Consider the following 13,199-nt stretch of genomic DNA (forward strand, 5'->3'; position numbering starts at 1 on the left):
CGCTACTCCCTGTTATGCACGGTCCGCGACGCGTTCGCCCAGCAGCCCCGACGGACGGAACACCAGCACGATGATCAGCACGATGAACGCGAACACGTCCTGGTAGTTGCTGCCGAACACGCCGCCCGTCAGTCCGCCGATGTAGCCCGCGCCGAGCTGCTCGATAAGACCCAGCACCACGCCGCCGACCATCGCGCCGCCGAGGTTGCCGATCCCGCCCAGCACCGCGGCGGTGAACGCCTTCATGCCCGGGATGAAACCCATGTAGAAGTGCACATTGCCGTACTCGGACGCCACCATCACGCCGGCGAGCGCAGCGAGCGCCGAGCCGATCATGAACGTCGCCGAGATCACGAAGTTCGGATTCACGCCCATCAGGCTCGCGTTGTTCGGATTCTCCGCGATCGCGCGCATCGCGCGGCCAAGCTTCGTCTTGTGCACCAGCAGCAGCAGCCCCGCCATCGTCAGGAACGCGACAACGATGATCGTGATCTCGGTACCCGAGATCACCGCGCCGACCGAGGTGGCCGTCTGCGGAATCACGTTGATCGGATTCGTCGGCAGCAGTTGCGGGAAGGACAGCGGATTGCGGCCCCAGATGATCATCGCGAGCGTCTCGAGCAGGATCGACACGCCGATGGCGGTAATCAGCGGCGCGAGGCGCGGCGCGCGGCGCAGCGGCCGGTACGCGGCACGCTCGATCACGTAGCCGACTATCGCGCAGACGACCGCGGCGACGATGAGCGCGATCACCAGCATCACGACGCCGTTCATGTGCGGAAAGTGGTTGTTCAGCACGTTGATGGTTGATAGCGCAACCATCGCGCCGACCATCAGCACGTCGCCGTGCGCGAAGTTGATGATGCCGAGAATGCCGTACACCATCGTATAGCCCAGCGCGATGATGGCGTACACACTGCCGAGCACCAGCCCGTTGATGATCTGCTGGATGAAGATATCCATTTAATGCTCCTTAGCCCGTGCGACTGGATTCGCGCTCTTCGTCAGCCGGTGGGCGGTGACGACTCGCACAAATCGCAACGGCACTGCGGGTACTGATATAAAAGACCGGTAAGGGTTATTCGCCGCCGGTGCGCCGGACCACCGTGTTGCGGTCGCCGGCGCGCCGGAAGCGGGGTCAGGAAGACACCATGGGGTAGACCCGGTGCCGTCCGGCTGTACGTCCCGCCTGTCGTTTCACGGCGTCGAGAACCGCGGGATGGCTGTCCCTGACGTCGTGAAGCGCGAAGGCGCCTTCCCGCCGACATCCCGCGCCGCCGGATGCGATCAGACCGGGCCCGCCACGGCGGACGTCGGTCGGCATCGCAGCCGGCGCTCTGGGCGCGTCGATCGGGTCGGCGTGCTGCCTTGCATCGATGTGCGCGCACTTCGCTTCGTACGCGCACGGCACGTCAACCTGCAACGGCGTGTGGGACCGGGCTGCGGCTCGCTTGCCGCAGCCCGGTCCGTCGTCCGCGGCAACAGACGAATACGTCGTCTGGGCCGCGGCCCGGTCGCACGCGGCGGCTTGCGCCCGCACGCCCACCTCGCCGGCCCACACACCATCGCCGACGAGGATTTTTGCCCTGCTCGCGGACCCGCTCGCCTGCGTCGCAGGCGGCCCGTCCGTTGTGCTCGGTCCGCCGGAGGCATTTGCATCCGGCTGAACACGGTGATTCATGAAAGATGAGGCCCCGGGCCGCCCGGCCGGGGGGTGCGCCGTCCGCGACCGGACGACGGCTTCGACGCCGCACGACCCGCCGGCGGCAGCCTGAACGCCGCGCCGCGCCCGGGTGGGCGACTTCGTCGTACGCGACCCGACAGGCCGGGCTCCCATCACGGGGAGAACGCCCCGCCGCGAAAGCGGGAGCCGCGCCGGCAAGCGCCCGGCACCGGTCGCTCGCCCCTGGGTGATGATTTCCGCAACTGCCAATCGCACCCCGTTTTCGTTGTCGTTCGCGCACCCGGCGGCCCTCGCCCCCGATCCGCGCGCGTCGTCCATACCCGCCTTCAGCGTGTCAGGCAGCGTCGTTGCCGCGCCGTCACTGCTCAGGCCTGCCTCGCTATCGTTGCTCGCGCCGGACGCAGTCATTGGCGCAACCGCGGCCGCGCCGGACACGGTGTAAGCAAACTTGACTTGCATTCAGTGGTCTCCAGCGCCTTGCCGACATCGCGTCCCGAAGCCGCTCGGGCCTTGAGAACGCGCGCATTGTAACTCCAATTTTGCGATGGGCAATATTCCTGAAACGGCAGGGTTTTCCTGCATTGCAACCGTATTTTGAGATCAAAAGCAATTATCTGTTGCAACCGGGTTGCGACAATTTTCCGTGCATCAGTTGCACCAACGACGACCCCCGCGACACCGTGTGTTGCGGGCACAGGCTCAAACGCCCGAATTCAGGGCGTTTCGCGTTGGCTTTTGCTTTTCTATATTGAAATCGCGGACGCACAAATATGGTGCACAGAAAGTGCGGGCGATCGAATATGACAAATTAAACGGGGCTCGATCATGTCGCGAGTCAAAAAAATAAATCGCTGACGACCTCGAAAATAGTGTGCGGCAGCGCGCCAACCGGTCACTTTTGATGGTCTGGCACTTTTTGTCGGACCGGCGACGCGCGGAGCGCAAAAAAAAGCGCGCCAGCGGCGCGCCGTTCATTCGGCTCCGGTGCGGCTCATCCCGCGAGGCCGAGGCCGCGCGGCAGCGGAAACGCAATGTTCTCTTCAATGCCGTCGAGCGCGCGCACGTGGCGCACGCCAAGTTCGCGCAGCCGCGCGATCACCGCCTGCGCGAGCACTTCAGGCGCCGACGCGCCGGCTGTCACGCCGATGCGCAGCTTGCCGTTGATCCAGTGCGGATCGATCTGATCGGGAGAATCCACCATGTAGGCGGGAATGCCGCGCTTTTCGGCCACTTCGCGCAGCCGGTTCGAATTCGAGCTGTTTGGACTGCCGACGACGATCACGACGTCGCACTGCGGCGCCATGAACTTGACCGCGTCCTGACGGTTTTGCGTCGCATAGCAGATATCCTGCTTCTTCGGTTCGCGGATCGACGGATATTTCGCCTTGAGCGCCGCAATGATCTCCGCCGCGTCGTCGACCGACAGCGTCGTCTGCGTGACGAACGCAATGCGCTCGGGATCGGCGAGCTTCAGTGCCGCGACGTCGTCGCTGTCTTCGACGAGGTACATGCCTTCGGCCGTCTGCCCCATCGTGCCCTCGACCTCGGGGTGTCCCTTGTGGCCGATCATCACGATGTCGAAGCCTTCCTGGCGCATTTTCGCCACTTCGATATGCACCTTGGTGACCAGCGGACACGTCGCATCGTACACGCGCAGGCCGCGCGACTCGGCTTCGGTGCGCACGGCCTTCGAGACGCCGTGCGCGCTGAAAATCACCGTGTTGCCGGCCGGCACTTCGTCGAGCTGCTCGATGAAGATGGCCCCTTTCTTGCGCAGATCTTCCACGACGTACGCGTTATGGACGATCTCGTGGCGCACGTAGATCGGCGCGCCGTGCAGCGCGATCGCCCGCTCGACGATTTCGATGGCCCGGTCGACGCCCGCGCAGAACCCGCGCGGCTGCGCAAGGAGAATCTCGGCTTCGGCCAGAGTCGTATCCGTCATGCTCATGGTTACAGGATCCCGATGATTTTGACTTCGAACGTCAGCGCCTGACCGGCAAGCGGGTGGTTGAAGTCGAACAGCGCCGACGTCTCGCCGACCTCTTTCAGCACGCCCGCATAGCGTCCACCGCCCGGCGCATTGAATTCGACGAGATCGCCGGGCGAAAAATCCTCACCCACCATGCTGTTTTCGCGCAGCGTCGCGAGCGACACACGCTGGATCAGTTCCGGATTCCGGGGTCCGAACGCCTGCCCCGGCGCTAGCTGAAAGGTCGAGTGGTGGCCCACTTTCAGGCCCAGCAAAATAGCTTCCAGCGGCGGCGCCAGCTGGCCCGCGCCGAGCAGCAGCGTGGCGGGCTTGTCGCTGAAGGTGTTGATGACTTCGGCGCCATCGGCAAGCGAAAGACGGTAATGGAGCGTGACGTGCGAACCCGGTTTCACTTCGGAGATGTCGATGATGCTCATGCAGTACTCGCTGGGGTCGGAATGCGCCTGCGCGTCCCGCACAGGCCCGCGCGGGCAGCCCCTCGTCGGAGACGGCGCTCGTGGCCGCGCCGCGCGCAAAACCGTCATTGTAAGCCACATAGCCCACCGCGGCTTGGCGGTGTCGAGGCACGCCCCGATGTCGCCAGCCCGCGCGCGCGCCCACCGGAGAATCGCGACATGACCCCGAAACCGCACGTGCGCCTGCTCGCTCTGACAGACGCCTCCAGCGCTTCCAGCGCCTCCGCCGGGCCGCCGGGCGCGGCCCGGCCGTGCCTTGTCGAAGCACCCCGGCGGCGGGCGCGCGCCCGCCGCCAGCGCATGCCGCGGGAGCGCCTGCTCGCGTCGGGCCCGCACACGCTGACCGACGCCGAACTGATCGCGCTCGTCCTCGGCTCGGGCCTGCGCGGCCTCGACGTGTTCGGCATCGCCGACTCGCTGCTGGCGCGCTTCGGCTCGCTGCGCGCGCTACTCGACGCCACCCCGTCCGATCTGGCCGGCCTGCCCGGCATCGGTCCGGCGAAGACCGCGCAACTGCTCGCGATTCTCGAACTCGCGCGCCGCTCGCTCGTCGAGACGATGCGCGAGCGGCCGCTGATCGATTCGCCCGAGGCGGTCGAGAGCTATCTGCGTCTGCTGATCGGCTCGCGCCCGTATGAAGTGTTCATCTGCCTGTTTCTCGACGCGCGGCACCGGCTGATCGGCAGCGAGGAAAGCGCGCGCGGCTCGCTCACGCGCATGGCCGTCTATCCACGCGAAATCGTCCGCCGCGCGCTCAACCTCAATGCGGCCAGCATGATCGTCGCGCATAATCACCCATCGGGCGCGGTCAGGCCGAGCGCCAGCGACCGGCGCCTCACGCAGGTGCTGCGCGAGGCGCTCGCGCTGATCGACGTGAAACTGATCGATCACCTCGTGATCGGCACCCAGGAAACCTTCTCGTTCGCCCGCGCGGGCTGGAACTGACGCGCCCGCGACCGGGCGTCAAATAAGATTTGATGCGCCGGCGGCTTTTCTGCTAGAATTCCGGTTTGCCTATTTCCAACCCTGTTTCGATGCCCTCCAAAGGCAAAGGCATTCCCGCAGACCGGCAGCTGTATCGTGCCCTGGCGTTGCGGGAGGCTTTTACGGCGTCCGAACTCAGAATTTCAGCGTATTAGGAGTGCTCTCATATGGCACGCGTCTGCCAAGTCACTGGGAAAGCGCCGATGAGCGGCAACAACGTTTCCCACGCGAACAACAAAACCAAGCGCCGGTTCCTGCCGAACCTGCAAAGCCGTCGTATCTGGGTTGAAAGCGAAAACCGCTTCGTGCGCCTGCGCATTTCGAACGCGGGCCTGCGCCTGATCGACAAGAACGGTATCGACGCCGTGCTCGCAGACCTGCGCGCACGCGGCGTAGTCTAAGGAGCCCATCATGGCGAAAGGCGCACGCGACAAGATCAAGCTGGAATCGACCGCAGGTACCGGTCACTTCTACACCACCACGAAGAACAAGCGCAACATGCCGGAGAAGATGGAGATCAGCAAGTTCGATCCCGTCGCCCGCAAGCATGTGATGTACAAGGAAACCAAGATCAAATAAGGTCTGTCTCCTGCCTGCTTGACGAAGACGAAAGCCCCGCATCCGTGCGGGGCTTTTTGTTTTTGGCACCCTCTTTTTTGGGCACCCTCTTTTTCCGAAGCCACGTTTTTTTGGCCCGCCATCGCACGATCGACACACTTTTGCCGTTCGGCCAGCTTTCCCTCGCGAGCCGCGACGCGTATCCTTGCTCGCTTACCGGTAAACGGCGACACGGGTCGCGCGGGCTGTAAAAGTGATGGAGACGTAGCAGATGAATTTCGACGTAGCAATTGTCGGTAGCGGCCTTGCGGGTCTGAGTGTCGCGCTGAATCTCGCGCAAACACAGCGGGTCGCGGTGATCGCGAAGCGCACGATGACCGAAGGCGCGAGCGACTGGGCACAGGGCGGCATCGCTGCCGTGCTGGATTCGGACGACAGCATCGAAAACCACGTCAACGACACGCTGGTCGCCGGCGGCGGCCTGTGTGACGAAGCCGCCACCCGCTATATCGTCGAACACGGGCGCGCGGCAATCGAATGGCTGATCGCTCAGGGCGTGCCGTTCACGAAGGACGACGCGGCCGAACTCGGTTTTCATCTGACACGCGAAGGCGGCCACAGTCACCGCCGGATCATTCATGCGGCAGACGCCACCGGCCACGCAGTGGTCGCCACACTCAGCGAACGCGCGCGGCGCCATCCGAACATCACGCTGCTCGAAGAGCATCATGCGATCGACCTGATCACGTCCGAACGGCTGGGTCTGCCGGGACGCCGCTGTCACGGACTCTATGCACTCGACGTGCGCAGCGGCCGCACCGTTACCATCGAAGCGCCGCACACCGTGCTCGCCACCGGCGGCGCCGGCAAGGTCTATCTGTACACCACGAACCCGGACACCGCGACCGGTGACGGCATCGCGATGGCATGGCGCGCCGGCTGCCGCGTCGCCAACATGGAGTTCATCCAGTTTCATCCGACGTGCCTGTTCCATCCGTACGCGAAGTCGTTCCTGATTTCCGAGGCCGTGCGCGGCGAAGGCGGCATCCTGAAGCTGCCGGACGGCACGCGCTTCATGCCCGAGCACGATCCGCGCGCCGAGCTCGCGCCGCGGGATATCGTCGCACGCGCGATCGACTTCGAAATCAAGAAGCGCGGCATCGACTGCGTCTATCTCGACATCAGCCATCAGCCCGCCGCGTTTCTGCAGGAGCACTTCCCGACCATCCTCGCGCGCTGCCGCGAATTCGGCATCGACATCACGAAGGAGCCGATCCCGGTCGTACCGGCCGCGCATTACACCTGCGGCGGCGTGGTCACCGACCTCGCCGGCCGAACCGATGTCGGCGGCCTCTACGCGGTCGGCGAAACGTCGTACACGGGTCTGCACGGCGCAAACCGCCTCGCGAGCAATTCGCTGCTCGAATGCATCGTGATCGGCCGTTCGACCGCCGCTGCCATCGAGGAAGCCGGGTTTGATGCGGCCGGGCGAGCGGCGCTGCCGGATTGGGACGAGAGTCGCGTATCGGACCCGGACGAAGAAGTCGTGGTCGCGCACAACTGGGACGAGTTGCGCCGCCTGATGTGGAACTACGTGGGCATCGTGCGGACCGACAAGCGGCTTGCGCGCGCGCGGCATCGTCTTACGCTGCTGCGCGACGAAATCCAGGAGTACTACGCGCACTTCAAGGTGAGCCGCGACCTGCTGGAGTTGCGCAATCTGGTGGATGTCGCGTCGCTGATCGTCGACAGCGCACGTGCGCGCCGCGAAAGTCGCGGACTGCATTACAGCCGCGACTGGCCCGCGGCATTGCCCAAGGCGTTGCCGACCGTGCTCGCGCCGGAGCGCGTGCGCAATTTTCACGTCTGATCACCAGAAGGCGGGCCGGCGGCCGGGCCGGGCCCGGCCGCGCATCGGTCCGCGCCATCCGATACGACGGCAGGACCACGCGGACGATCGCTTCGCCCGCGCGTTCAACCGTCAGACGATACGCATCGAGTAGTCGGTCGCACGCACGTCCTTGGTCAGCGCGCCGATCGAGATGCGGTCGACCCCCGTCTCGGCAATCGTGCGGACGGTGTCCATGTTCACGCCGCCGGACACTTCGAGCACCGCGCGTCCCGCGGTGATACGCACCGCGTCGCGCATCGCATCGAATGAAAAGTTGTCGAGCAGGATCGACTGCGCGCGATGCGCAAGCGCCGCTTCAAGCTCCGTCAGCGACTCGACCTCGATCTGGATCGGCACGCCCGCCGCGAGCGCAAACGCTGCGTCCATCGCCGCGCCGATGCCGCCCGCCGCCGCGATGTGGTTCTCCTTGATCAGGATGCCGTCGTACAGCGCAAGCCGCTGGTTCGCGCCGCCGCCGACGCGCACCGCGTACTTCTGTGCGAGACGCAAGCCGGGCAGCGTTTTGCGCGTATCGAGAATGCGCGCGCGGGTATGGGCGACCTGATCGACGAAGCGGCGCGTCGCGCTCGCCACGCCCGAGAGCAGTTGCAGGAAGTTCAGCGCGTTGCGCTCCGCAGTGAGCAGCGCACGCGCCGGCCCCCGCAATGCGCACACGGCCGAATCCGCCGCCATCCGGTCGCCTTCACGGTAGCACCAGCGCACCTCGATACGCGGATCGACCCGCCGCATCACCGCGTCGAACCAGGGCACGCCGCACAGCACGGCGTCCTCGCGCACGACGATCCGCGCGTCGCGCATCTCGTCGGCCGGCACGAGGCGGCCCGTCAGGTCGCCCGCGCCCACGTCCTCGGCCAGCGCGTCGGCTACGTTGCGCGCGATCGCCGCGTCGAACGCCGCACCGTATTGCGCGCTCACCTCGGCAAAGACCGGCGACACCGCCTCGTCCCGATAGACCTGATCGACACCCATCAGGCTGCTCCCACGTTCGCGAACAACGTGGTGTCCCGCGCGAGATCGCCGCTCGCCTGCACGCGGGTCTTGCGACGCGCGGCGAAATCGAGCATGCGCTCGATCGGCAGGCGCGCGCGCTCACCGGTCGCGCGATCCACGAACACCTCGTTGTGGCCGCGCTCGAGCACGTCCGCGAGATTCGCGAGGCCGTTCATGGCCATCCACGGGCAGTGCGCGCAGCTCTTGCACGTCGCGCTGTTGCCGGCCGTGGGCGCCTCGATGAACGTCTTGTCCGGCGCGGCGAGCCGCATCTTGTACAGAATGCCGAGGTCCGTCGCGACGATGAAGCGCTGCGCGTCGAGCCGCTGCGCGGCATCGATCAGCTGCGTGGTCGAGCCGACGACGTCCGCCTGCGCGACAACGCTGTGCGGCGACTCGGGATGCACGAGCACCTTCGCATCCGGATAGTCGGCACGCAACAGATCGAGCTCGACGCCCTTGAACTCGTCGTGCACGAGGCACGACCCCTGCCACATCAGCATGTCCGCACCGGTCTTGCGCTGGATGTAGCTGCCGAGGTGCCGGTCCGGTGCCCAGAGGATTTTTTTGCCGCGCGCATGCAGGTCGGCGACGATGTCCAGCCCGATCGAGGACGTCACCATCCAGTCGGCGCGCGCCTTCACGGCCGCGCTGGTATTGGCGTACACGACGACCGTGCGGTCTGGATGCGCGTCGCAGAATGCCGAAAACTCATCGACCGGGCAACCGAGATCGAGCGAGCAGGTGGCGTCCAGATCCGGCATCAGCACGCGCTTGTCCGGGCTCAGGATCTTCGCGGTCTCGCCCATGAAACGCACGCCCGCGACCACCAGGGTCTGTGCGTCGTGAGCGCGGCCAAAGCGCGCCATTTCCAGCGAATCGGCCACGCAGCCGCCGGTCTCGTCGGCCAGCTCCTGCAACTCGGGGTCCACGTAGTAATGCGCGACGAGCACCGCGTTTTCGCGCACGAGCAGCGCGCGAATGCGCGCCTTCAGTGCGGCCTTCTCCTGCGCCGACGGTGCCTGCGGCACCCTTGCCCAAGCCTGGCCGATACCGCAGCTCGCACCCTGCGGCCGGTCGTACTCGATGCTCCTGATGGCCTGCTGACTCATGATCTCCTCTGCCCTGCTGAGCGGCCGCGCGCCGCCGGATGTCGCCTCTCGCGTCGACCGGCGTTTCAGCGGCCCTGAAAAGCAAAACCCCGCCAACGCGGGGTTCTGTGACGTAGCCGGATTTTAATGGATTTCGCGCTCAGGCATAGCGGCGCAGGCGCAACGCAAACTCCTGCAGCGACTTGATTCCGCTTTGCTCCGCGCGGTGACACCATTGCTGCAACTGCGCGAGCAGTTGCTCGCGCGACGCATTCGAGCGTTCCCACATCGCCGCGAGCTCGTTGCGCAACTCGATGTACGTGCGCAGCTTCTGGCTGTTCGCGAAAATCTGCGGCAACTGGCGCTTCTGCGGCTCGTCGAGGCCGGCCTCTTCCTTGTGGAACCAGCTGCGCGCTCCGCGCATCACCTGGTACTTCTCGCGCGCGCCCACTTCCTTCAGGTGCGCCAGCTCCTGGCGATACGCGCGCTTGATCGCCTTCGCGTAACGCGCCATCACCTCGTAGCGGTTCGCGAGCACGGCCTGCAGCGTGTCGTCGTCCGGCACCAGCTTGCCTGCGGCCAGACGCGGCGTGGGCGCGATCTTTTTCACTTTCGCGAGTCCGCACGCGGACAGCAGGCGGATATACATCCAGCCGATATCGAACTCGAACCACTTGTTCGACAGCTTCGCCGACGTCGCGTACGTGTGGTGGTTGTTATGCAGCTCTTCGCCGCCGATCAGGATGCCCCATGGGAAAATATTGGTGCTCGCGTCGGCCGAATTGAAGTTGCGGTAGCCCCAGAAGTGCGCAAGGCCGTTGACCACGCCGGCCGCCCAGAACGGGATCCAGACCATCTGCACCGCCCAGACCGACAGCCCCACGAGGCCGAACAGCGCGACGTCGAGCACCATCATCAGGCTCACGCCGAGAATCGGGTATTTCGTGTACACGTTGCGTTCGAGCCAGTCGTTCGGCGTGCCGTGACTGAACTTGCGCATCGTCTCTTCGTTCTTCGCCTCGGTGCGATACAGCTCGGCGCCCTCGAGCAGCACCTTCCAGATGCCGCGCGTCTGCGGGCTGTGCGGATCGTCTTCGGTCTCGCACTTCGCGTGGTGCTTGCGGTGAATGGCCGCCCACTGGCCGGTCAGCATGCCGGTGGTCATCCACAGCCAGAAGCGGAAAAAATGACTGACCGCGGGATGCAGATCGAGCGCGCGATGCGCCTGGCAGCGGTGCAGGTACACCGTCACGCCGATGATCGTGATATGCGTGGCCACGAGCGTGAACACCAGCAACTGCCACCATGAAAAATGCAGCAGGCCGTGAGCAAGGAAATCAAGCAGGGAATTCAGCAAGGCAATTTACCTGTGAAGCGAAGATGATCCGCCGCCGCGCAGACATGGGCCCGGCGGCGTCGGCAAAACGTAAGCATACATCGGGAACGCAGCTTATTCTACTCGAACCCCTACAAGTGTTTGTAACAATTGAAGATTTTTTGCGTTTAATCGAACAGCGCGCCTATGCCTCGCGCGCGAGCACGGCGGCGAAAAAACCGTCGGTCTGATGGCGATGCGGCGTCAGCGCGAGGTAGTCGCCCATCTCCAGATCGACCCGCTGCTCGGCCAGCACGTCGCGCGCCGGCACGAGCGCGAAGCCCGGGTGGTCGGCGAGGAACTGCGTGACGATCGCTTCGTTCTCGGCGTCGAGCATGCTGCAGGTCGCGTACACGAGACGGCCGCCGACCTTCACGAGCCGCGCCGCGCTCGCGAGGATCGACAACTGCTTCGGCGCGAGCTCGCCGACCGACTGCGGCGTCTGGCGCCACTTCAGGTCGGGATTGCGGCGCAGCGTGCCGAGGCCGCTGCACGGCGCATCGACGAGCACGCGGTCGATCTTGCCGGCGAGGCGCTTGATCTTCGCGTCGTGCTCGCTGTCGATCAGCACCGGATTCACGTTCGACAGCCCGCTGCGCGCGAGCCGCGGCTTGAGTTTCGCGAGACGCCGCTCGGAGACGTCGAACGCATACAGGCGGCCGGTCGAGCGCATCATCGCGCCGAGCGCGAGCGTCTTGCCGCCCGCGCCCGCGCAGAAGTCGACGATCATCTCGCCGCGCCGCGGCGCGACCAGCGAGCACAGCAGCTGGCTGCCCTCGTCCTGCACTTCGAGCCAGCCGTTGTGGAACGCGTCGAGCCGCGCGAGCGCCGGCTTGCCCGACACGCGCACGCCAAAGGGCGCGAACGGCGTCGGCGCGGCTTCGATGCCGGCGACCGAGAGCGCCTCCAGCACCGCCTCGCGCGTCGCCTTCAGCGGATTCACACGCAGGTCGAGCGGCGCCGGATAATTCAGCGCGGCGGCCAGCTGGGCGAGCTCGGCGGCCTCGTAGCGGGCCGACAGCGCCTCGTAGATCCAGTCCGGCAGGTTCATCTGGATCCGCAGCGGCAGGCTCGCGGGGTCGATCTTCGCGACGTGTTCGAGCCAGTTCGCCTCGCTCTCCGACACGAACGGCCGGATCGCCGAGCGCCCGGCCGTCTGCATCAGGCCAAGCAGCGCGAGGCGGCGCGTCGGGCTGCCGGAGCCGCTCTCGGCCAGGTGCGCGAATTCCATCCGGCGCCGCAGCACCGCGAATACCGCCTCGGCGATCACCCCGCGCTCGCTGTGGCCGAGCTTCGGATGCGCGCGGAAAAAACGGCTCGTGGCCGCATCGGCCGGACCGGCGAATTTCAGCACGTCCGCGAGCAGCGTTTCGGTCTGTCCAATCAGAAAACCATGCAGCCTCATACGCCCTCCCCGGCGGTCTGGCCAGCGAAGAGCCACTGCGGCTCCGGCGGCGTCAGCGCGACGCGCTGCCCGTCGACGGACAGACGCCCTTCGACGAACCAGCGCACGGCGCGCGGATAGATCACGTGCTCGGTGGCGAGCACGCGTGCGGCAAGCGTGGCCGCGTCGTCGCCGGGCAGCACGGGCACGGCGGACTGGATCACGATCGGCCCGTGGTCGAGCTGCGGCGTGACGAAATGGATCGATGCGCCGGCGACGCGCACACCCGCGTCGAGCGCCTGCTGATGGGTCTTCAGCCCCGGAAAGCTCGGCAGCAGCGACGGATGGACATTGAGCATGCGCCCCGCGTAACGCTCGACGAAGCCGGCGCTCAGCACCCGCATGAACCCGGCGAGCACGACCAGATCGGGCGCGAACCGGTCGATCTCGTCCGCGAGCGCCGCGTCGAACGCGGCACGCTCGGGAAAGCGGCGGTGATCGACCACCGCGGTGGCAATGCCCCGCGAAGCGGCAAAGGCAAGGCCCGCGGCGTCCGCGCGATTGGCGATCACCGCGCCGATCTGCGCCGGCCAGCCCTCGCTCGCGCACGCGCGGACGATGGCCTCCATGTTGCTGCCTCGCCCGGAAATCAGGATGACAAGTTTTTTCATTGGCGGATTTTATCATTCGGCTGTGCCCGAAACGGCGCCGCGCCGCTGCGCATCGCGCCATGCGTTTATAATCGTGTGTTTTGCGGCGTCCGGCCGCCACCC

13 protein-coding genes are annotated in these 13,199 nt (G+C 65.9%); 4 read left to right on the top strand and 9 right to left on the bottom strand.

Going from position 1 to position 13,199, the window contains the following annotated elements:
* Positions 1–12 precede the first annotated feature (12 nt).
* From AC3AP7_RS13010 to AC3AP7_RS13025, 4 genes are all read right to left on the bottom strand, one after another.
* On the bottom strand, positions 13–963 hold the full coding sequence (locus tag AC3AP7_RS13010; protein WP_475762377.1) for a branched-chain amino acid ABC transporter permease: 951 nt from the start codon (positions 961–963) through the stop codon (positions 13–15).
* Positions 964–1,138: 175 nt separating this feature from the next.
* A complete protein-coding gene (locus AC3AP7_RS13015; RefSeq protein ID WP_475762375.1) occupies positions 1,139–2,143 on the bottom strand; it encodes a hypothetical protein in 1,005 nt (334 codons plus the stop codon).
* A gap of 532 nt (positions 2,144–2,675) precedes the next feature.
* Complete coding sequence (gene ispH, locus AC3AP7_RS13020; RefSeq protein ID WP_475762372.1) at positions 2,676–3,635, bottom strand: 4-hydroxy-3-methylbut-2-enyl diphosphate reductase; 960 nt, start codon at positions 3,633–3,635, stop codon at positions 2,676–2,678.
* Positions 3,636–3,637: 2 nt separating this feature from the next.
* Complete coding sequence (locus AC3AP7_RS13025) at positions 3,638–4,093, bottom strand: FKBP-type peptidyl-prolyl cis-trans isomerase (protein WP_475762370.1); 456 nt, start codon at positions 4,091–4,093, stop codon at positions 3,638–3,640.
* A 198-nt stretch (positions 4,094–4,291) separates the two neighbouring features.
* On the opposite strand from AC3AP7_RS13025, the gene radC reads away from it, so the two are divergent.
* The 4 genes from radC to nadB all read left to right on the top strand — a co-directional run bounded on the left by radC (position 4,292) and on the right by nadB (position 7,544).
* Complete coding sequence (radC, locus tag AC3AP7_RS13030) at positions 4,292–5,077, top strand: RadC family protein (protein WP_475762368.1); 786 nt, start codon at positions 4,292–4,294, stop codon at positions 5,075–5,077.
* A gap of 206 nt (positions 5,078–5,283) precedes the next feature.
* Positions 5,284–5,517: a 50S ribosomal protein L28 gene (rpmB, locus tag AC3AP7_RS13035; protein ID WP_475762366.1), complete on the top strand. Its 234-nt coding sequence runs from the start codon at positions 5,284–5,286 to the stop codon at positions 5,515–5,517.
* A gap of 10 nt (positions 5,518–5,527) precedes the next feature.
* Positions 5,528–5,695, top strand: coding sequence for a 50S ribosomal protein L33 (gene rpmG / locus AC3AP7_RS13040; protein ID WP_475762364.1), 168 nt, complete (start codon positions 5,528–5,530; stop codon positions 5,693–5,695).
* A 250-nt stretch (positions 5,696–5,945) separates the two neighbouring features.
* Entirely contained in the window at positions 5,946–7,544 is a 1,599-nt protein-coding gene (nadB, locus tag AC3AP7_RS13045; RefSeq protein WP_475762362.1) for an L-aspartate oxidase, read from the top strand.
* 111 nt (positions 7,545–7,655) lie between these two features.
* Here the strand turns inward: nadB and nadC are convergent, their stop codons facing one another.
* The 5 genes from nadC to purN form a co-directional block, all read right to left on the bottom strand.
* Entirely contained in the window at positions 7,656–8,555 is a 900-nt protein-coding gene (gene nadC / locus AC3AP7_RS13050) for a carboxylating nicotinate-nucleotide diphosphorylase (protein WP_475762359.1), read from the bottom strand.
* Positions 8,555–9,688 carry a quinolinate synthase NadA gene (nadA, locus tag AC3AP7_RS13055; RefSeq protein ID WP_475762357.1) on the bottom strand — a complete coding sequence of 378 codons (1,134 nt, stop codon included), beginning with the start codon at positions 9,686–9,688 and terminating at the stop codon, positions 8,555–8,557. Before nadA ends, nadC begins: the two co-directional genes overlap by 1 nt.
* Positions 9,689–9,827: 139 nt before the next feature.
* Positions 9,828–11,024 (bottom strand): DesA family fatty acid desaturase, encoded by a 1,197-nt coding sequence (locus AC3AP7_RS13060; RefSeq protein ID WP_475762355.1) that lies wholly within the window; start codon positions 11,022–11,024, stop codon positions 9,828–9,830.
* A 163-nt stretch (positions 11,025–11,187) separates the two neighbouring features.
* Positions 11,188–12,447: an RsmB/NOP family class I SAM-dependent RNA methyltransferase gene (locus AC3AP7_RS13065; RefSeq protein ID WP_475762353.1), complete on the bottom strand. Its 1,260-nt coding sequence runs from the start codon at positions 12,445–12,447 to the stop codon at positions 11,188–11,190.
* Positions 12,444–13,097 carry a phosphoribosylglycinamide formyltransferase gene (gene purN, locus AC3AP7_RS13070; protein WP_475762351.1) on the bottom strand — a complete coding sequence of 218 codons (654 nt, stop codon included), beginning with the start codon at positions 13,095–13,097 and terminating at the stop codon, positions 12,444–12,446. The genes AC3AP7_RS13065 and purN overlap by 4 nt, the downstream gene beginning before the upstream one ends.
* Positions 13,098–13,199 lie beyond the last annotated feature (102 nt).

The organism is Paraburkholderia sp. PAMB 6770, from assembly GCF_057748135.1.

Coding starts and splice junctions, on each gene's coding strand:
- purN (WP_475762351.1), bottom strand. CDS start 13,097: ATGAAAAAACTTGTCATCCTGATTTCCGGGCGAGGCAGCAACATGGAG.
- ispH (WP_475762372.1), bottom strand. CDS start 3,635: ATGAGCATGACGGATACGACTCTGGCCGAAGCCGAGATTCTCCTTGCG.
- AC3AP7_RS13015 (WP_475762375.1), bottom strand. CDS start 2,143: ATGCAAGTCAAGTTTGCTTACACCGTGTCCGGCGCGGCCGCGGTTGCG.
- AC3AP7_RS13010 (WP_475762377.1), bottom strand. CDS start 963: ATGGATATCTTCATCCAGCAGATCATCAACGGGCTGGTGCTCGGCAGT.
- rpmG (WP_475762364.1), top strand. CDS start 5,528: ATGGCGAAAGGCGCACGCGACAAGATCAAGCTGGAATCGACCGCAGGT.
- nadB (WP_475762362.1), top strand. CDS start 5,946: ATGAATTTCGACGTAGCAATTGTCGGTAGCGGCCTTGCGGGTCTGAGT.
- rpmB (WP_475762366.1), top strand. CDS start 5,284: ATGGCACGCGTCTGCCAAGTCACTGGGAAAGCGCCGATGAGCGGCAAC.
- radC (WP_475762368.1), top strand. CDS start 4,292: ATGACCCCGAAACCGCACGTGCGCCTGCTCGCTCTGACAGACGCCTCC.
- AC3AP7_RS13025 (WP_475762370.1), bottom strand. CDS start 4,093: ATGAGCATCATCGACATCTCCGAAGTGAAACCGGGTTCGCACGTCACG.
- AC3AP7_RS13065 (WP_475762353.1), bottom strand. CDS start 12,447: ATGAGGCTGCATGGTTTTCTGATTGGACAGACCGAAACGCTGCTCGCG.
- nadA (WP_475762357.1), bottom strand. CDS start 9,688: ATGAGTCAGCAGGCCATCAGGAGCATCGAGTACGACCGGCCGCAGGGT.
- nadC (WP_475762359.1), bottom strand. CDS start 8,555: ATGGGTGTCGATCAGGTCTATCGGGACGAGGCGGTGTCGCCGGTCTTT.